At 45.9% G+C, this 20,153-nt stretch carries 16 protein-coding genes; 1 reads left to right on the top strand and 15 read right to left on the bottom strand.

From position 1 onward, the window contains the following. Positions 1-23 precede the first annotated feature (23 nt). Complete coding sequence (psbA, locus tag JGK20_RS18625) at positions 24-1,106, bottom strand: photosystem II q(b) protein (protein WP_293180485.1); 1,083 nt, start codon at positions 1,104-1,106, stop codon at positions 24-26. A gap of 615 nt (positions 1,107-1,721) precedes the next feature. Then, a complete protein-coding gene (locus JGK20_RS18620; protein ID WP_293180488.1) occupies positions 1,722-2,069 on the bottom strand; it encodes a histidine triad nucleotide-binding protein in 348 nt (115 codons plus the stop codon). A gap of 244 nt (positions 2,070-2,313) precedes the next feature. On the opposite strand from JGK20_RS18620, the gene JGK20_RS18615 reads away from it, so the two are divergent. Further along, positions 2,314-3,843, top strand: a complete 1,530-nt coding sequence (locus tag JGK20_RS18615) for a YifB family Mg chelatase-like AAA ATPase (protein WP_293190961.1) — start codon at positions 2,314-2,316, stop codon at positions 3,841-3,843. 883 nt (positions 3,844-4,726) lie between these two features. Here the strand turns inward: JGK20_RS18615 and JGK20_RS18610 are convergent. The 13 genes from JGK20_RS18610 to JGK20_RS18550 all read right to left on the bottom strand — a co-directional run. Next, positions 4,727-6,595 (bottom strand): adenylate/guanylate cyclase domain-containing protein, encoded by a 1,869-nt coding sequence (locus JGK20_RS18610; RefSeq protein WP_293190959.1) that lies wholly within the window; start codon positions 6,593-6,595, stop codon positions 4,727-4,729. Between the two features lie 280 nt (positions 6,596-6,875). Further along, complete coding sequence (locus JGK20_RS18605) at positions 6,876-10,196, bottom strand: PAS domain S-box protein (protein ID WP_293231690.1); 3,321 nt, start codon at positions 10,194-10,196, stop codon at positions 6,876-6,878. A gap of 94 nt (positions 10,197-10,290) precedes the next feature. Beyond that, positions 10,291-10,482, bottom strand: coding sequence for a hypothetical protein (locus JGK20_RS18600; RefSeq protein ID WP_293180499.1), 192 nt, complete (start codon positions 10,480-10,482; stop codon positions 10,291-10,293). Between the two features lie 287 nt (positions 10,483-10,769). Then, positions 10,770-13,889: an SMC family ATPase gene (locus tag JGK20_RS18595; RefSeq protein WP_293190955.1), complete on the bottom strand. Its 3,120-nt coding sequence runs from the start codon at positions 13,887-13,889 to the stop codon at positions 10,770-10,772. Between the two features lie 65 nt (positions 13,890-13,954). Further along, positions 13,955-14,296, bottom strand: coding sequence for a type II toxin-antitoxin system PemK/MazF family toxin (locus JGK20_RS18590; protein WP_293180505.1), 342 nt, complete (start codon positions 14,294-14,296; stop codon positions 13,955-13,957). Continuing rightward, positions 14,289-14,630 carry a hypothetical protein gene (locus JGK20_RS18585; protein ID WP_293180509.1) on the bottom strand — a complete coding sequence of 114 codons (342 nt, stop codon included), beginning with the start codon at positions 14,628-14,630 and terminating at the stop codon, positions 14,289-14,291. The genes JGK20_RS18590 and JGK20_RS18585 overlap by 8 nt, the downstream gene beginning before the upstream one ends. Before the next feature lie 115 nt (positions 14,631-14,745). Next, entirely contained in the window at positions 14,746-14,994 is a 249-nt protein-coding gene (locus JGK20_RS18580; RefSeq protein WP_293197031.1) for an NAD(P)-binding protein, read from the bottom strand. A gap of 11 nt (positions 14,995-15,005) precedes the next feature. Next, positions 15,006-15,812 carry a glucose 1-dehydrogenase gene (locus tag JGK20_RS18575; protein WP_293180515.1) on the bottom strand — a complete coding sequence of 269 codons (807 nt, stop codon included), beginning with the start codon at positions 15,810-15,812 and terminating at the stop codon, positions 15,006-15,008. A 123-nt stretch (positions 15,813-15,935) separates the two neighbouring features. Then, on the bottom strand, positions 15,936-16,439 hold the full coding sequence (msrB, locus tag JGK20_RS18570; protein WP_363319228.1) for a peptide-methionine (R)-S-oxide reductase MsrB: 504 nt from the start codon (positions 16,437-16,439) through the stop codon (positions 15,936-15,938). Positions 16,440-16,448: 9 nt separating this feature from the next. After that, positions 16,449-17,816 (bottom strand): 2Fe-2S iron-sulfur cluster-binding protein, encoded by a 1,368-nt coding sequence (locus JGK20_RS18565; RefSeq protein ID WP_293224604.1) that lies wholly within the window; start codon positions 17,814-17,816, stop codon positions 16,449-16,451. Between the two features lie 283 nt (positions 17,817-18,099). Then, positions 18,100-18,477 carry a hypothetical protein gene (locus JGK20_RS18560; protein WP_293180521.1) on the bottom strand — a complete coding sequence of 126 codons (378 nt, stop codon included), beginning with the start codon at positions 18,475-18,477 and terminating at the stop codon, positions 18,100-18,102. Positions 18,478-18,536: 59 nt separating this feature from the next. Next, on the bottom strand, positions 18,537-19,274 hold the full coding sequence (locus JGK20_RS18555) for a DUF4079 domain-containing protein (RefSeq protein ID WP_293180524.1): 738 nt from the start codon (positions 19,272-19,274) through the stop codon (positions 18,537-18,539). A 614-nt stretch (positions 19,275-19,888) separates the two neighbouring features. Next, on the bottom strand, positions 19,889-20,153 hold a 265-nt coding region (locus JGK20_RS18550; RefSeq protein WP_293207972.1), incomplete at its 5' end, for an IS1 family transposase.

The following is a 20,153-nucleotide window of genomic DNA, read 5'->3' as shown; positions in this document are numbered from 1 at the left end:
TTTTTATTAATCAACAGCTAAATTTAGCCGTTGATGGAAGGAGCAACCAATGCTACTGGGGTGACAGCACCGGCGGCCAAGTCGAGGGGGAAGTTGTGAGCGTTGCGCTCGTGCATAACTTCCATACCCAAGTTGGCGCGGTTGATGACATCAGCCCAAGTATTGATGACGCGACCTTGGGAGTCGATAATCGATTGATTGAAGTTGAAACCGTTGAGGTTAAACGCCATCGTGGAAATACCTAAAGCGGTAAACCAGATGCCGACAACTGGCCACGCACCTAATAAGAAGTGCAAGGAACGGCTGTTGTTAAAACTTGCATATTGGAAGATCAAACGACCGAAGTAGCCGTGGGCTGCAACGATGTTGTAGGTTTCTTCTTCTTGACCAAATTTGTAACCGTAGTTTAGCGATTCGCTTTCACTTGTCTCGCGAACCAAAGAAGATGTTACTAAAGAACCGTGCATGGCAGAAAACAAAGCACCGCCGAAGACACCAGCAACTCCCAACATATGGAAGGGGTGCATTAGGATGTTGTGCTCGGCTTGGAACACGATCATGAAGTTGAATGTGCCGCTGATACCCAGGGGCATTCCGTCAGAAAAGCTGCCTTGCCCGATCGGGTAAATCAAAAATACTGCGGTAGCAGATGCCACAGGTGCAGAGTAGGCTACGCAGATCCAAGGACGCATTCCTAAGCGATAGCTCAGTTCCCACTGGCGGCCCATGTAGCAAAAAATGCCGATGAGGAAGTGGAAAATGACGAGCTGGTAAGGGCCGCCGTTGTACAACCATTCGTCTAAAGAGGCTGCTTCCCAGATGGGATAGAAGTGAAGCCCGATCGCATTAGACGAAGGAACAACAGCACCACTGATCAGGTTATTGCCGAACATCAAGGAACCAGCAACTGGTTCGCGGATGCCGTCAATATCCACAGGAGGAGCTGCTACAAAGGCAATGATGTAGCAGGTGGTTGCGGTCAGCAGAGTTGGGATCATGATTGTCCCAAACCAACCAACATAAATCCGGTTATCGGTGCTAGTTACCCACTCGCAGAACCGTTCCCAAACGTTGCCGCTTTCGCGACGCTGTACGGTTGTTGTCATTTGTTTTATGATTGCTTAATTGAATTTTCAACGTTCTGTTGTGGAAATCTCCACGCTTATATTAGTAACACTATTCACAACAGTTTGCAAAGGGATTAGTGCTTATATTTGAATAAATTTATAATCCTTTACATAACTTGATTCTTGATGAATTTTTGTGGCTGTTTGCAAAGTAATATTACAGAATAAATACGGTTAAAATAAAGCGGGCAGAAGAGCTGAATCTTTATTCTGTAGGTTGGTTCAGCAGTTAAGTCAAATTATTTTTGTTGAGGTCAAACTTCTTTATAGTTAAACATATCTTAATTGGCGATTGAGCAGATGAATTTTAATATTTGTTTACATATCCTAGGTGGATTGACTGTTGACAGTTGACTGTTGACGGTTGACTGTTGACGGTTGTAGAACGAGAATCAAATCATTGATGCTTGAGGAGTATCGGCTCTATTCAAGAAGTTATTTATGTTCTCACGGATGTGGCGATCGCACTAAATTCTCCAGAATCCGCAATCAACCGGATTCATCAACTAAAAACCCGGTTCATAAGGCGCTTTGCAATTGCCATAAACCGGGTTTCTGAGGATGAGTTCGTAAATTGTGCCTAAAAATTAGCCTTTAGCCTGGGGGCCACTTCATGTGCCGTCCGCCGAGAATGTGAAGGTGCAGGTGATCTACGGTTTGGCCACCGTCATTGCCGGTATTAATCACGACGCGATAGCCGTTACTGAGTCCGAGTTGTTCGGCTACCCGTTTTACAGTCAGCAGCAGGTGTCCCATGAGGGCATGATCTCCCGATTCGGCATCGGCTAATTTGGGAATAGGTTTTTTGGGAATGACGAGGATGTGGACTGGCGCTTGCGGATTGATATCTCTGAAGGCGAGGGCTAAGTCGTCCTCATAAACGATGTCTGCGGGAATCTCTTTGCGGATGATTTTGCTGAAAAGCGTTTCTTGGGTTGTCATGGGTGTTAACGAAGTTCGGCAACGGGCAATGTACGGGATGTAACGGATAAATTTTCAGGGAAGGGGGAAGGCGGAGGGGACAAGGGGAGGGAGGAAGGGGGAAGAGGCAGGAGGAGAGAAGGAAGAGAAGAGGAGAAAAGGAAGAGGCAACGAAAAGTTTTTCTTGCCTCTTCTGATATTCATTAGTCATTGTTAATCATAATAGATGATGGATCGAAGACAGGCAAATTGAGGATAAAAAATAATGCTTGCGAGGGTTTGGAGTGCATCTATCGTAGGAATTGACGCGGTAAAGGTGGGTGTGGAGGCTGATGTATCGGGGGGACTGCCGAAAATTGTGGTTGTGGGGTTGCCGGATTCGGCGGTGCAAGAGGCTAAAGAAAGGGTTAAGGCTACGCTCAAAAATTCGGGATATGGTTTTCCGATGCGGAGTATTGTGATTAATTTGACTCCGGCGGATTTGCGTAAGGAAGGCCCGAGTTTTGATTTGCCGATCGCCATTGGCATTTTAGCAGCATCCGAACAGGTCAGCGCCGAGCTGTTGGGAGATTATTTGTTTTTGGGGGAACTCTCTTTGGACGGGAGTTTGCGGCCTGTGGCGGGGGTTTTGCCGATCGCCGCTGCTGCTGCCAAAATGGGTATTTCGGGGTTAATTGTACCAGCAGCCAATGCAAAGGAAGCGGCTTTAGTAAAAGGAATATCTGTTTACGGTTTTGAAAATATATTTGCAGTTACTGATTTTTTGAACAATCCTCAAGTTTATTCACCGATACAAGTAAACGGTAGAGAAGAGTTAGGAAAAACTAGGTTTCAGGGTCTAGATTTAAAAGACGTAAAGGGGCAAATTCACGCGCGGCGGGCTTTGGAAATTGCGGCTGCCGGTGGACACAATTTGATTTTTGTGGGGCCGCCAGGAAGCGGCAAGACGATGCTGGCGAGACGTTTGCCGGGTATTTTGCCACCGCTGACTTTTGATGAAGCTTTGGATGTGACTCAAATTCATTCGGTGGCTGGTTTGTTGAAGGATAAGGGTATGCTGGTGAGCGATCGACCTTTTCGCAGTCCTCACCATTCAGCATCCGGGCCTTCTCTCGTTGGCGGGGGCAGTTTTCCGCGTCCGGGTGAAATTTCCTTAGCACATCGCGGCATACTTTTTCTGGATGAATTAACTGAATTTAAAAGAGATGTTTTGGAGTTTTTGCGACAGCCTTTAGAAGACGGTTATGTGACGATTTCTAGAACCAGACAATCGGTGATGTTTCCGGCACAATTTACATTAGTTGCTAGTACGAATCCTTGCGCTTGCGGTTACTATGGCGACTCGATCCAACAGTGTACTTGTTCGCCCCAAAAGAGGGAACAATATTGGGCAAAACTTTCGGGGCCTTTGATGGATCGGATTGATTTGCAAGTGGCGGTTAATCGTTTGAAACCTGAGGAAATTACCAGACAGGCGACGGGGGAGGAGTCGGAACCGGTGCGGGTGAGGGTGCAGCGGGCGCGAGAGATGGCGACTCGCCGTTTTCAGTCAGAAGCTGGCTTGCGGTGTAACGCGCAGATGCTAAGCAGCCACATTAACCAATGGTGTCAGTTGGATGATGCTTCGCGGAATTTGTTGGAGATGGCGATTCGGAAATTGGGGCTTTCGGCGCGGGCTAGCGATCGCATTTTGAAGGTTGCTAGGACTATTGCGGATTTGTCGGGGGATGACAGCTTGAAGACTAATCACGTGGGGGAGGCGGTGCAGTATCGGACGATCGATCGGATGCAGTAAGGAGGATTTGTGCGATCGGGCGTAGGGAAAATGAGACATTAATTCATCTAAAATATCAGAATAAACGTTGATATAACCCTTCTCAGATAAGTGAGGTATGTTGTTGGGCTTCAGCCCTCTTATAGTGATTATATACTTAGCGAGTTCGCATCAAAAAATCCATTTCATTCATACCTCATCTTTCGCTCGAAATGCTATATTATATCATTTACGGCTGCATCGGAATAATATATTTGGATGATATCAGTGCGAGCGTCTCGCTCGTGGCATAGATCGCGAGCGAGACGCTCGCACTCTCATAATTCCGATGCTGCCGGATTTGATATTACTCAACTAAATTGGATATATAAAAATAAGCTTGAGTTAACACAGTCCGGTTTAGAAAACTCTGTGAAAAATAGACACACTTGATTGCTTGGCTTTTCGCTCGCAATCATAAAAAAATCTTAACTCAACCTTATTGGAATATGCGTGGGTCTTGGCATTATAGCCTTTCTCAAAAAGATGAGGTATGACTGACAGCTTATATAACAACTAAACTAAGGATCGCAAATTGAATAATTTACACTCTTGAAAGTGGGATGGGCGTCCCGCCCGTCCAGAAAGGACGGGCGGGACGCCCATCCCACAAGAATAATAAAGATTGTAAGTTATTTAATTCTCATTCCTAAGAGGGCCCAAGCCCAACAACATACCTCATTTATCTGAAAAAGGCTATATACCAAGCACAAACAAATATTGCTACAACACAATTATTTAGTGGAATGAACGTCCAAGTTGTTTCCTCAAATATTCTCGCCTGTGCGTCGTTAGCTCGATTTTAGATTTTTTCGGGTACGAGCGATAACGACACACCCTACAAAATAAATTTGGAAAATTGCTATTATTTACGACCAGTCAACAAATAAGTAACCATGTATCCCTTGCCCTTAACTTGAATCGCCCCTCGCTTCTGAAAAGTGTATTTATTCTTTAATATTTCGTAGGTTTCGGCGGTGACTTGAATGCAGCCGGTAATCCCGTGGGATTCCATGCGCGAAGCAATATTTACTGTGTCGCCCCAAAGGTCGTAAATAAACTTTTTTAAGCCGATGACGCCGGCAACTACAGGGCCACTGCTAATTCCGATCCGAATGCTGAATGGTTCGGAATGATTTAAGCTCAGAAACCGGATTTCTTGTAGCATATCGATCGCCATATTCGCCACCGCCTCGGCATGATCCTCTCGCGGAGTAGGTAAACCGCCGACAACCATGTAAGCATCACCAATAGTCTTAATTTTCTCCAAACCGTGGCGATCGGCTAAATGATCAAAAGCTGAAAAAATATCATTGAGCACGGACACTACCGCAGTCGCTGAAATTCTCGACGAAAGCTCTGTAAAGCCCACAATGTCGGCAAACATCACCGTTACTTCCCCAAAACTTTCGGCGATATTATGTTCATTGTCTTTCAAACGCAGGACGATCGCCGCCGGCAAAACATTCAGCAACAGTTGCTCGGATTTCGCTTGTTCCACTTCCAACTGTTGGTAAGCAGCCTGCAACTGTTCGGTTTGGAGAATTCTTTCTCGGGCTAGCTTTTCGATTTGGGCGGTGCGACTCAACGCTGTCAGCATATATGTCACCGGCAGCAGAGTCCACAACATCCCCATACTCAGAGTTCCCCAAGAACGCCAGTGCTTGCGAGTCTTCCGAATTTCCGGCGTTGCAGACACGTATAAAGACCACTGGCTGCCGCTAATTTTCAGCACCCTTTGGCAAGCCGCATACTGCGGGCCTGGATTGTCCAGAATCGGGCAGTTTGACCTTTGAGTTACTTTCGCAGCGGCCGATGCGGTGAACACTTGTTGGGTGGAGGATTGGAACAAAGCCGCAAATTGCGGAATTTGCCCGTCAGCAGCCCGATTTTGCAGAACGGGGTCGGGCGTTGGCGGTAACAACGGCAGTGCTTCTGGCTTGTCTGGAGGCTCGCTGGCGAGATAAATGGTGAGGTAGTCGGTATTGCGTCCTTTTAAAGAGGTTTGGAAAATATCTTTGCCTTGAAATACGCCCAGAACAAATCCTTGTAGCAGTTGGCGGCGGGATTCCAGGGTAGTCGGTTTAGTGCTGTTTTCGTAAATCGGAACTATTACCAAAAGACCCACTTCCGGCGAATTGCGCTGAATTAGACCGTCGTAGCTGGTGACAATCATTTCTCCAGTATCGCGCGCGCGATCGATCGCAGCGCGAATTTCTGGGTGGGAAGTGAGGTCAAATCCCAATGCTGTCTCGTTTCCCGCCGTTGGTTCGACGTAAAAAGCTGGGAAATATTCCGAACGCTGGCCGGCCTTGCGGAGTTCTCCCTGGGGGCCGCGCTCTGTAATCTGGAAGCTGGAGTCAGTTTCGGTTCTGGCTTGGGCTTCGTAGTTGGCGCGCTGGGAATTGGGAACGCGGGGGGCCCAAGCCAGCAGTTGCAGGCTGGGGTGAACGGATAGGGGACGGCCGACAAACCGAGCAAAAGAAGAACGTTCGACGACGCTAAACGCTTTCATGTAGTCGCTGAGGGCGAGAACTGCGTCTAAGTCTGAGTTGAGTTGGCGTTCAATGCCGATCGAAATATCGTCGATGCGGCGGTGCATTTCGTAGTCGTGGCGCCTGTCTTCCCAGTCCCAAACCAAGGCAAATGCCAGGGCCGAGAATCCGACACCCAAAACAAGTGTCAACCCGGCTGGAATGTAGCGAGACCAGGATAAAGGTAGTTTTTTCAGCATAATTGCCTAGCGAATAAGGGCAGCAGATGAGCACACCGCACAAATGAGATTAATTTCGGCGTCTCAGTGCCGTTAATTCAAAACCCTGATAACTCAAGCACCGACGGCAATTGGGGATTAAAAGAAGACCGTACGTTTTATCTAAATTTTCATCCTTTACCAGAAAGAATTGGTTGAAAGCCCGCCCGCCGGAGCGGGAGAAATTAAAATCAGAGTATTCATTACTCCAATCCTCGGACTTAAGGGTAGAGGTCGCTCTCAAACTGTCAACTGTCAATTGTCAACTGTCAACTGTTGAAACCGGAATTTCAATCCAGAATTCTGCTCCTTGTCCGGGCGCTGAGATGCACCGCAGACTTCCCTTATGTTTTTCTACCACAATCTGATGGCTGATGGACAATCCCAAACCTGTTCCAGACCCAACCGGTTTCGTGGTAAAAAAGGGGTCAAACAGGCGCTTGCTAACGTCTTCGGTCATTCCAGGGCCGCTGTCGGCGATGCAAATGACCACGCGATCGCACTCGCCGACATTGCTTTTACTATTGTTCAACCCAGCTTTTTTCATTTCAGTACGAATCACGATCGTCCGGGGTTGTTTGCGGTTTTCCACAGCGTCAATTGCATTGCTGATAATATTAAAAAACACCTGATTTAACTGCCCCGCACAACAGTAAATTTTCGATATAGTTCCGTAGTCTTTAATGATTTCAATTCGTTTTTCTTGAGTGTCGTGGTGCAATCGATGCTGCACAATTAACAGCGTACTCTCAATTCCTTCGTGAAGGTCTGCCAACTTTATTTCTGATTGATCTAATCGCGCAAAATTCCTCAGCGACAATACAATATCACTAATTCTTTCTACTCCTACTTTCATAGAATTTAGCATTTTTGGCAAGTCTTCCTTGAGGAAATCAAACTCTATTTGCTTCAGTGTTTCGGTAATTTGCTGAGCAGGAGACGGGTAATAGTGCTGGTAGAGATTCAAAAGTTCTATTAAGTCGTTAAAATAGATGTTGGTGTGAGAAATATTGCCGTTAATAAAATTTGCAGGATTGTTGATTTCATGGGCGATACCAGCCACCATCTGCCCGAGGCTAGACATTTTTTCTGATTGAATTAATTGGATTTGAGTATGTTGGAGTTGTTCGTAGGCTTCTTGCAATTGAGTTGCTTGTTTTCTCAATTGAGATTCCGAAGCTTGGAGTGCTGCTGCGGAAATTTTGCGGTTAGTAATATTTTCAATCATCCCTAAGTTGTAAATAGCTTTTCCTTCCCCGTCTCGGATCAAAGTAGCTGTCACATTTACCCAAACAGTTTTACCTGTAGCCGAAATATGGCGAATTTCGATTTGATAGCTCGGAATTTCTCCCCGATTGAGAGCGGCAGCAGCTTCGAGATTGTTTTGACGATCTTCGGGATGCCCAATTTCTATGAATGTTGTACTCAGCAATTCTGCTGCTGTATATCCCAGCATTTCGCAGTAAGTTTTATTGACTCGCACCAACTGGCGATCGTCTAAATTGGCTAAATAGATACCGATGGGTGCATCTTCAAATATTTTGCGAAATAGTTCCTCGCTGGCCCGGACTTTAGCTTCAAGTGAAAGCCGATCGGTGATGTCTTCCAAAGTACATAAAATGCCGACGACATTGCCGTAATTGTCATGCAAAGGTATTTTATTTGCATCCATCCAGCGCTGGGTGCCGTCGGCTTGCATTTGAGGTTCAATAATGTGATATTCAGCGGTATTTTTTGCCATGATCCGGCAATCGCAATCTCGGAAAAATTGTGTTTCTTCTGGCTTCCAGGGCATATCGTAGTCCGTGAGACCGGTGATTTCAGTGGGATGATTTAAACCTGCGATTGTGGCAAAGTTTTTGTTACCTCCCAAGTAAACTGAATCTAGATCTTTCCAGGCGATTAACTGAGGGATGTTGTCGATCACCAACCACAGCATTTTTTTGGATTTTTGCAAAGCTTCTGTGCGTTCTAGGACGCGCTTTTCTAGTTCTTGATTGGCTTGTTCCAGGGCAACTTTTGACTCGCTGAGGGCGATTTCTGCTACCTTGCGATCGCTAATATCGATTGTCACCCCTTCCCAAAGTATCTCGCCGCCCGGTTGCAGTTCGGGGCGAGCAATGGCGCGAATCCATTTCAGTTTTCCCGATCGCGTAACGATCCGCCCTTCATATTTCCAAGGTTGTAAATTTTTCCCGCAAATTGTGAGTGACTCTTGCATCGGTTGTAGGTCTTCTGAATGCACCAACGACCACATTGAATTTGAGTTTTTTTGAACTTTTTCTGGAGTTAATTCATAGAGTTCCCAACAGCCGGGACTGACATAAATGAATTCATTGGTACCGTCGAGATGCTGCAAGTATTGATAAATCATTCCCGGCAGGTTGCCGGCCATTTTTTGGAATCGGGCTTCGCTTTGTCGCAGTGCTGATTCGGCAAGTTTGCGATCGCTAATGTCGATCAACAAACCATCCCAAATAATGTCACCTTTTTCGCTCAGTTCGGGTCTGGAAGCCCCGCTAACCCACTTGATGCGATCGCCCGGTAACACTAATCTGCCTTCCCACCGCCAAGGATCTAAAGTTTTAGCTGAGATAGCCAGAGTTTCGTGGAAGTTTTGTGCATCCTCTGGGTGAATCATTTCGATCGCAGGAATAGCTGACTTTTGCAGCACCTCTGGTTCTAATTCGTAGAGTTCGCGACAGCCAGAACTGATGTAGGGGAATGACACAGCGCCGTCGGCTGCTAGCTGAAATTGATAAATCATTCCCGGAACGTTGGCGGCTAGTTTTTGCAACCTCGCTTCGCTTTGGCGGAGTGCGGTTTCTGCTTCTACGCGATCGGTAATATCATAAAATGACGATAAAATTGATGCTTCGCCCTTAAAATTAATCGCTCGCATCGACATCTTTGCCCAAAAGCAACTGCCATTTGCTTTCTTGAGGCAGATTTGATCGCTGTCGCTAAAGCCGTGTTTTTTGACTGATTCTAGCAATTGATGGCGATCGCCCGCATTAGCATAAAAGTCGATCTTTTTGCTAGCGATCAGCTTGTCTGAACTCAAACCGAAAGTTTCTCCGAGGGCAGAATTTGCGTACAAAATTGTGCTGTCTGAGCGGCGCGTAATGATCGTAGGAATGGGAGTCGCAGTAGCGATCGCCCGCAATCTTTCTTCGCTTTCTTGCAGGGCTGTTTCGGCTGCGACTCTTTGGGTAATATCGTTCTGAACTCCGATAAAATGAGTGAGGTTTCCGTCGCCATCGAGGACGGGGGAAACAGTTAATTCGTTCCAAAAAGGTGTTTTATCCTTGCGGTAATTCTTGAGAATTACCTTAACTTCTGTTCCCGATCGCAAACTGCTGCGGAGTCTGTCTAATTCGGCGCGATCGGTATCCGGGCCTTGCAAAAACCGGCAGTTGCGTCCAATGACTTCTTCCCGGGTGTAGCCAGTCAGTTTCTCAAAAGCAGGATTGCAATATATAATAGGTCTGTCGAGCCTGCCAGCATCTGCGATCAGGATGCTGTTGCTCGACGCTGCGATCGCCCTTTCTAGGAGAGACAGGTGGAAAGAGTCTGTTGTCATCGGTGGCAATACACACACTCCGAGGGAGCGGACATGAAAATAAAAAAAATATAAATAGCTTCAGGCATTCTTATTTTATTATCTTATTTTTAATTTAGCCTAACAAACTCAGGAGCTCCAAAAAGCCGACGGGGAAATTAAGAGCGGGCGAATCAAACAGCGGGCGAATCAAAGAGCGGGCGAATGGATGAGTCCGAGCGGGCGAATCGGGAACAGCGAATCGATCGGGAACAGCGAATCGATCGGGAACAGGAACAGCGGGCGAATGGAATTCGCGCCTATACAAACAAAACCCGCCTCCGCGGGTTGAAGAGCGGGCGAATGGAATTCGCGCCTATACAAGAATACGCTTGGGTTAACGTTTTTTTATCATTGCGAGCGTCCCGAGTATTGCAATCGCAGCCTATACAAACGAAGTCCGCCTCCGAGGTGTCAAGAAAATAACATAATTTCAACCGTACGTCCGATCTTCAACCCGCGGAGGCGGGTTTCGTCTGTGTAGACGCGGTTTCAACCGCCGTCCGATCGCCAATCGCCAATCAAAAATCGAAAATCGAAAATCGAATAATCCATCTAGATTGACAAGGCCAGGCTAGAACCCTGAGCAGTTTTGGTGACTTCTATCCTGGCTTGAAAAGCTTCTTTGAGGTGCGGCATATGGGTAACGGTGAGGATGCAGGCGAAGTCAGAGGCGATCGCATTAATGGCAGCAATTAGGCGATCGCACCCTTCCGCATCCTGAGTCCCAAACCCCTCATCAATAATCAACATTTGCAAAGCCGTACCCGCCCGCTGAGACAGCAATCTCGCCAGCGCCAGCCGAATCGCAAAATTAATCCGAAAAGCTTCGCCACCCGAGTAAGTTTCATAGGGACGAGTACCGCGAGCATCAGCAATGAGAATGTCTAAAGTGTCAATCAATTTAGTTGCTTTTTTAGAAGCAGCCGCCCGCTGAGTAATAAATTGTACGTGCAACTGATTCGCGCTCAATCTCGACAATATCTGATTGGTTTCAGCTTCCAGTTGAGGCAAAACATTTTCAATCATCAAAGCTTGAATCCCGTTCTTGCCAAAGGCTTGACCCAACTCTTGATAAACTTTGTATTGGCGTTTAGCAACCTGCATTTGCTCTTTTTGAGCGACTAACTGAACTTGCAAATCTTCTAGATTTTGCTGCTGTTGTTGGAGGCGTCCGAGACTTCCCAAATGTTGGTCTAGCTGCTGGCGGCGGCGGCCCATTTGTTGTTCGATCGCACTTATTTGAGCAGTCGGATCGGGATGTTCTTGCAACTGCTGGTTCATCGCTGAACTTTGAGCGGTGACAGCTTGCAAATCGCGATCGCGCACGGCGATCGAACTGGCGATTTCATTAACCCGCTGCTGCACTTGCGGGAATTGCTGAGTTGCCGATCGCAATTTTTCAGCACGGGCGATCCAAAACTGCGTTTTACGCATTTCGCTACGGACGTGTTCGTGCTGTTCCAAGTTATAGCCAACTTCCGCGATATATCTATTTAAAGACAGAATTTGCTGCTGAATTTCCGAGCTATTTTTTTGCTGTTCAAACTGTTGCTGTACGGCGGCTAATTGAGTTTGCAAATCCGGGCGGCGGCTGTTAATTTTATTAAGTTTCTGCTGAGCGTCTTTGATTTGAGCTTGCTTAATTTCCGCCCAGCGCAAACGCTTTTCATCGCTGCGGGCGAGGGAGTGGCTGCGATCGCTATAATTGAGCTGTTGCAGTTGCTGTTCAATTTGCTGAAGTTCCCTCAAATCATCAGATCCATACTCGCCAGTACGCAACAACCGCTCGATTTGGGCAGCATCTTGACGCATACTTTGCAGTCGAGTTTCATCTTGGCCCAGGCCATCCAATTGAGCTTGCAAATGGCTGCGGCGTTCCCGCAATTCTTGGTAAGGCGCTAATTCCTGTTCTAGTTCGCGGTATTCGTGTCTGAGGACTTGAATTTCGCGCTCGGAAACTGCCAACTGTTCGCGGACAACCCACAGTTGATTCCAGATTTCTTGCTGTTGGGAGTGGTGCTTGGTGACTACCAAATTCCAGTAGTGTTCGTCTAAAGGTCGATCGCACAAAGGACAGGCGCCAAAACCCGAATCGCGCACAATTAAAGGCGAATTCGCTTCCTGAGTTTCCCCAAACTGGGCAGCTTTACCTTCCCCCGCGCTAGTTTCTGCTTCATTTTTCCGCAACAGTTGGAGTTTTTGGTCAATTTCCGCGAGTCGGGTTTGATAGTCGCGGCTTTTAGCTTGCAGATTTTCTAGAAAGCTGTGCCTTTCTTGGCCTTTTTCGCGGACTCGTTCCTGATAAACTCGCTTGTTTTCCAACTGGACAATTTGATGGGCGATGGCCGAGATTTCCTGCTGCAATTTCGGCTGTCGCTGCTGTTGCTGAACTTGCACCTGTCGGTTGATTTCGGCTAAGCGGGCGGTTAAACCGGCATGGGCGCGATCGAGCTTAGTTTGCGCCTGCTGCTGCTGTTGGAGTAGCGGCGAAACTTGCAGTTGCAGTTGTTCTAGTTCGTTAAGGCGCGATCGGGCTGCTTGCAACTGTGCGAGTCCTTTGTCAACCTCCGGCTGCTGCTTGAGAACATCTAGAACATCTTTTTCATCTTGTTCTAAGACATCTAATTGAGCTTGCAACTGCTGAATTTTGTTTTGCAAAAGGCTCAATTCTTGCCGTTGCTGTTCTTGCAAGTTTTGGCGCTGATTTTGCGCTTGTTGGTGAGCTTTGAATTTTCCAGCCTGCGTCTCTTCTGTGGATTGTAAACTCTGAAAATAGGCAATTCCTGCTGTTATCTCATTTTCTTGGGCGAGCAGGGCTTGCAGCTCGTGTTGCTGCCGCTTGGCGGCTGCGAGTTCTTGCTGCAAGCGACGGCATTCTTGAGAGATATTATAGTGTTGTTGCTGGTGGCCGGCGAGGAGTTTTTGCCAAGTTTGGCGGTTGTGGTGCTGGAGTTGCAGTTGCTGCAAATGTGCTGTGTCGGCTTGCTGCTGCGAAGAGAGCAAATCGGTTGCTTGCTGCAATTGAATTTGTTCGGATGCGATCGCTTCTTTTTGTTGCAGTTGCTCTTGGGTTGTCTGCAAGCCGTGTTTTAGGACTTCGACTTTGGCTTTAAAATCTCTGGCTTTTTCCTTGGCTTGTTCGGATAAAGTGTCGTATCGATCGAGTTTGAGGAGGTTGGCTAAAACTTGCTTGCGCTCGATCGGCTTTTTGAGCATAAACTCATCAGCACGCCCCTGCCGCAAATAAGCCGAGTTAATAAAAGTATCGTAATCTAGCTTGATATGTTCGAGAATTTTCTGCTGAGTATTTCTCAGCCCCTTGTCAGTGAGAGTGCGAAAACTGAGTCCATCCTGAGTTTCGGCGCAATTCAAGCTAACTTGAAATTCCAAACTTCCCGATTGTCCGCGCCGGCGGTTGCGAATCACCCGGTAGATTTGGCCGCCCGTAGAGAAAGTGAAATCAACTCGGACATCAATTTCGCCGATATGGATGATATCGTCTTCTGTATCGCTGCGACAACTGCCCCAAAGCGACCAGGCGATCGCCTCTAGGAGAGAAGATTTACCAGCACCGTTAGGCCCGCAAATGCAAGCAGTGTGAAGTCCGCGAAAGTCTAAAGCAGCTTCGCGATAGCTGAGAAAATTTTTGAGTGTAAGTTGTATAGGAATCATTTAAGGCCATCGCGCCATACAATCTATTTATAAATAACACTATTTGTACGCTGTTGGCTAGTTATTCAATCCAGATCCAGCACAATTGTCAGTGTATCTGCAATTTCTTCCATAATTGTTTCCGAAAGGCTTCCGAGTTGTCGGACAAATCTTTGTTGGGAAACGGAACGGACTTGAAAAGTGTCGGCGGCTGAGAGTTTAGCCAAGCCATTTTCGCTACTTGGTTCTAGTCGAACCATCCAATTTCTCTCTGTATATCGTTCTTTCCAGTCAGTGATGGGGACAATCACTTCAAGCAGCAAAATTCCCACCGTCTCATCGCTGACAATAACTGCGGGACGGGTTTTGCCGATTTCTGCACCAACAGTAGGTTCAAGTGTAACCAGCCAGATTTCGCCTCTACGCATTAGTTTTTATCCCAGCGTTCAGGTATTCTTCCTCGGATTCAAAATATGGTTCGCTGTCTGGCGACCACAAATCATGTAAAGCACCTCCCGGCATATAATCCTTGACTGCTGCTTCTGCTGCGGCTCTGAGTTGGCGCTTTTTCTCGGCTTTGCGCTGGGCTTTTTGTTCTATGTCGTCGCGCATCATCCGCGAAGCTGTTTCGATGATTTCTAGGCGTTCTTCTGCTGTCAGATTTTTGAGTGCTGCTAAGATTTCTGTTTTGGTCACGGTTTTTTTGGGTGGTGGGTAAGAAAGTGCGATCCAACCATCATTATATCTTTGAGGAAAATCCATATCGGCGATCGCACTTCAATTTTCACCTAGGGTATGAAAAAAATAAGTTAAAAATCCCCAAGCTTTGTCGATACTGGTTTCTATGACTGGCATATTTAGCCTTTCATACCGTAAATCAGCAACGCCCGCAATAGTTCGTTGCTGGACGAAAGGCTCGATCGGATTTGTCAAACCACTGTTCTTGGGTATGATAGCGTTCTCGCTGGTAGACTTCCAAGGCACTCCAGTTTTCCTTTTCCCTAGGTAAGAATGTGCCGCGTTCGAGAATTAAGATCTTTTTACCGCTAGGAGCCAGATGATGTGCCAGCGTTCCACCGCCTGCACCAGTGCCGATAATGATAACATCGTAATGTTGGTTAAGCATGGTTTTCATCTCTATTGTTCTTGATAGTTCCACAACAAACCACCATCAACGACTACTGTCGAACCAGTGATATACCGAGCGTCATCTGAAGCTAGAAAAGCAACTACCGCCGCAATATCATCTGGTTTTCCAAATCGACCTAATGGAATATTTTTAAGCAAAGGTTGCAATTGAGCGGGGTTATTTAGTAGCTGTTGATTGATTGGCGTTTCGATCGCACCTGGAGCCACATTATTGATAGTAATACCCAATCTTCCCAGCTCTACCGCCAGATTTCGCATCATCATTTTCACGGCACCTTTACTAGCACAGTAAGTAGTGAAGTGTGGAAATGGTAATTCTTCATGAACGGAACTAATATTAATAATACTGGCGCGATTTTTGCCCGTATCGATTTGATGTTTGACGAAAAACTGTGTAGCAAAGAAAACTCCTTTGAAATTGATATTCATAACCGCATCAAAATCTTGCTCTGTTATATCCCAAAAGTCAGAATGTTTTTCAATCCCAGCATTATTAACCAAAATATCGATCGTGCCAAAATGTTCGATACTTTCAGCAACTAAACGCCGTACATCATCAACCATTCCCAAATCTGCACCGATACTATAACCCCGATCTCGATCGCAAAATCCATCAGCCATCAAGCAATTACCGCCGATCTCATTAATTGCCTTCAGCGTTTGTTCCGCGCCTTCAGGATTGGAACGATAATTGACAACAACTTTCGCGCCTTCCTGTGCCAATCGAATTGCAATACCTTGACCGATACCGCCACTACTACCAGTGACTAAAGCAACTTTTTCATTCAGTTTCATGATTTTTATTGTGAATTGATAGTTTGACAGCAAATCGGACTGATACACTCAGTAGTATGATTCGGGCAAAGCTTACTGCAAATTTGTCTCTGCACCTTCCGCTGCCCACTGCGTAAAAGCTGGTCAAGCTGCAATAAATTTCATTGCCACCCCATTCATGCAATAGCGTTTACCCGTCGGTTTGGGGCCATCTGCAAAGACATGCCCCAAATGTCCGCCACAGCGACGACAATGTACCTCAGTTCGAGTCATTGCAAAAGCTCGATCGATCGTCGTTCCAATAGCACCCTCGATCGGGGCATAAAAGCTCGGCCAACCCGTACCACTGTTATATTTAGTAGTAGAGGTAAATAGTGGCAAATTGCAGCCAGCACAGGCAAAAGTGCCGTTACCATGCTCCAAATCCAGGGGGCTACTACCCGCACGTTCGGTGCCATGCTGACGCAACACTTCAAATTGAGCTGGTGTCAAAATTTTCCGCCATTCTTGCTCTGTTTTCATAATTGCAAACTGATGATTTTCAGCTATTTTTATGGTTTTTCCTTGAACTTTGTTCGGTAAATAATCCGACAACCAAATCGAACCGATCGTCGCAATTCCAGCAGATAAAAAATAACGTTTTTTCATAGGATTAATCTACAGATCGAGAACTACCCTTGCCGTTTTGGGATGAGAAATACAGATGAGTACCGAACCTCGCTCTACAGTCGCACTTGGTTGTTCTTGATACTCCACTTCTCCTTCAGCAATCTTGCACGTACAGGTACCGCAAATCCCTGCACGACAGCTATATTCAGGTCGCAGACCATTTGCTTCGGCAAACTCTAAAATCGTCCCATCGGCAGGATTCCAAGTATGAGTTCGACCAGATTTACTGAAGACAATTTCTTTAGTATCGCTAGTTGCTGTGGTTACAGATTCACCCGCTTTTGCTGGTTTTGGCATTGCCTTGGCAAAGGATTCAAACATTACTCGCTCGTCTGCTACCCCCCACGTTCTCAATCCATTTCTAATCGCATCCATAAATGATGCCGAGCCACACAGAAAGTAATCTGCTTCAGTGGAACCACACAATTGCTGCATTTCTGGTGCCACTATATTTTGAATCAGAGCAGCATCGACATATCCACGCTGGTGATAATGTCCGATATCTGTTGCCATCGGTTGGCTATAGCAGTAGATAATATGTAAATTAGAATGACTGGCAGCGAGGGCATTAATTTCATCGCGAAAAGCATGATTTTGGCTATCTCTAGCACCATGTAAAAACCAAATGTGTCGCAATGGATTTAGTTGCATCGCCGCTTTTGCCATACTAATCATCGGCGTAATTCCCACACCATTACTAATTAAGATCGCAGGTTGGGGATGGTGAAGATTGAGTACGAATTTGCCAGCCGGAGGTTTTACCCAAATTATCGAATCTTCTTGGATGCGATCGTGCATAAAATTAGAAGCAATTCCTGGAGGTAGATCGGTACCGACTGGTGCAATTTCTCGCTTAATCGACAGGCGATAATAAAGTGGAGATTGATGATAATCGGATAGAGAATAAGTGCGGATTACTGGCTCGGCTCGCTCTGGCAAATCGAGTTTTATCGTCAGAAATTGTCCCGGCATAAAAGCCGGAATCGGCTCGTTATCTTCAGGATGTAAATAGAAAGATGTAATATTATCGCTTTCGCTTACTTTCCGCATGACGATAAATTTTCGCCAATCATGCCATCCCGAATTTAATGATTCTCGATCGCCTAAATCGTTAGACTCAACTTCATTATCTTTATTACGCTTACCCGAACTCAAACCGATCGCCGCACCGATAACAGAACTCGCTAACGAGGTGTAGACAACTAGCTTACTTGCAGATTCGGGAGTTGTCTGCTTTGGAGATTTGAGTAATTCTAAGGCAAGTCCAGCAGGAATTGTGACTAAACTGCCTAGAAAGATACCAGCAGCGATCGATCTAATAATGGGATTGGAAATTTGTTGTATATTTTCTAGCATTTTCTAATTCCTCGTTGGTATAGCTTCTTTCCAATAGAATCAAATTAATGGGCAAATATTTGACTGAATTCTATTTTGGTTATAGATATTACTTGTTGGCATCAACGATCTTCAGAGCAGGTTTATCCAAGTTTTCATGGCAGTAAATTTTGCTAAAATATAGATAGTGGGCAACAGCTCCCGCTCGTCCGAAAACCCGACGATTTTGGTTAAGATAATGCCCACTATCCAGTTCGATCGAGAGACTAAGAATACTAAATTCTAGAATCGATCGCAGAGGATATTACTTAACTTCACTGGGATTGAACCTAGCGATCTTGCCTTTTTTGACTGCCACAACCACATCGTAAACAGTACAGAGTGAGAGTGTAGTGTCATTGTTTTTACTGTACAGATTAACTACCATGCCCGCACCACCTGGTTGCACGCCAATTGGACTGAGATCTTTGGGATATAGTTTGCGGAGTAAGTCTCCACTACCTGGTTTACCTTTAACCGCTGTAATTTGGTCGATCTTTTCTTGCGTAGTTTCAGTTTGAGCGATCTTAACTTCTTGGGCAGATGCTTGGAGAGAATTAGGAGCGAATGATTGGAAGGGAACGGTGGCGATGGCGATCGTACCCAGAGCGATTGTTGTCAGCAGAAAAGAAGTAGCTTTCATGTTGTAAATCCTAGAATTGGGTTGTAAAAATTAGAAGTGAAGTCGAGTATAAAGATCGACTATTTTGGGATCGATGGCGCAGACTGAGGTTGTACCAGACAGGTTTGTTTGTCACATTCATATTTGTATAGCGATTCTACATAGGGCTTTTGCCAACTCAGCGGAATTTCCAACAAATCTCGCGTGCCAGTAAACCCCTGACCGATAAATAATAGTAGTGCCAAGCAGTTGAGAATGATATGGACGTTGCGCCAACGATTGCTGCGATCGCGATAAATATCTTGAATAATTGCTAATGAAAAAATCATTAACATCGCAGCAACGATCCCATAGTAATAATGGGAGACATACCATTCAGATTCGCGTCGATAGATCTCTGGTTGAGAACCGATCACTACTAAGCCCATTCCCGTTAATGTCGCAAATATGCCCAGCCAAATCTTTTCGCTCGATCGATATAAAAAGAACAGCGCTCCGCTAGTGGCGACGAACATCATCAGGATAAATACCACCCGAAATGGTTCTTTAATCCAAGCTTGTTGTTCGAGTATTTTTGAGAAGATCGGATGTGCCAGTCCAATTAAGGACAGCACTACAACCGAGCCGCTCAGCCATCGACCCAAATCTACGTGCTCTTTGCCTACAACTCCAGGAATTTGACTTTTCCCACCAGTTGCCACAGCTAGCCGTCGTTGGCGGGTTTGCCATGCCATTCTCACTACCATGCCGATGAGGGGGAAAACTACGGCAACGGCGAAAAAAGGATGCAATAGCAAGAATAGATCGTTGGCATTCATAAAAATAAATCCACAGCAGAAGATCGACTATTAACGTCAGTTAGCAGTTCGTTTTCGACTGGCGGACTGGGGAACATAGATGCTCCCAAAATCCCAACTTCTCACTCGAAAAATGCTACTAGCAACTTGGGTTATTAGTATCATCGCAATGGTTTTTTAAGCACGCCTGAAATGAACTTAATAATTTCCTGAATTTTTGGGTATAGATCTTTCAGCCGATTCTCAGCTAATTCTCAGTAACTGTCACGACACGTCAATTCACTGACATCTAACATCTAATCCTCGTCACGATCTAAGATTGCATCAGCCAGCGTCTTTGCCGCCTTACCCTGCAAGGCATCACCGTGCCGGTAGTGCCCTGAAGGAAAGGATCGACAGAATAAAACTGAATTCAAATAAAAGTAGACATTTAGAGTTGTAAATTATCATTGTAATGATGTACAAAGCGCCAAATTGCAGCAATATGATTTTCTAATTTTTTAGAGAAGGCTAAGCTCTTTCTTACCAACCCTTGATACTCGTTGTCGAATAGTACAGTTGAAGCGCTCGATATAGCTAGTAAAACCACTATCTTTATCTACACGGCGTGATGACGTTTGCTGGGCAATACAGAATCATAAGCACAAAGCGTGATCGGTATAAATTACTGCACATTGACGGTACACTGGTGGCATTGAATTCCATAAAGATTGAGCCGATACTGCGCTACGATCTCCAATATGTACACCAACAATTTCCCTAGTCTGGGCATCCAATGCCAGCCAGACACACTGCTGATTTCCTTTACTATCAACGAATGACCATAACTCATCCATCTGAACATTCAAGCGCTTTTTTTCTTTGGGAGTCACTTCCACTTGCTTCTTAACAGCAGCCGCT

The sequence above is a fragment of the Microcoleus sp. PH2017_05_CCC_O_A genome, from assembly GCF_020738785.1.
Classification (GTDB): domain Bacteria; phylum Cyanobacteriota; class Cyanobacteriia; order Cyanobacteriales; family Microcoleaceae; genus Microcoleus.
The sequence above is the reverse complement of the archived record's forward strand: the minus strand, read 5'-3'. Positions and strand labels throughout refer to the sequence as shown.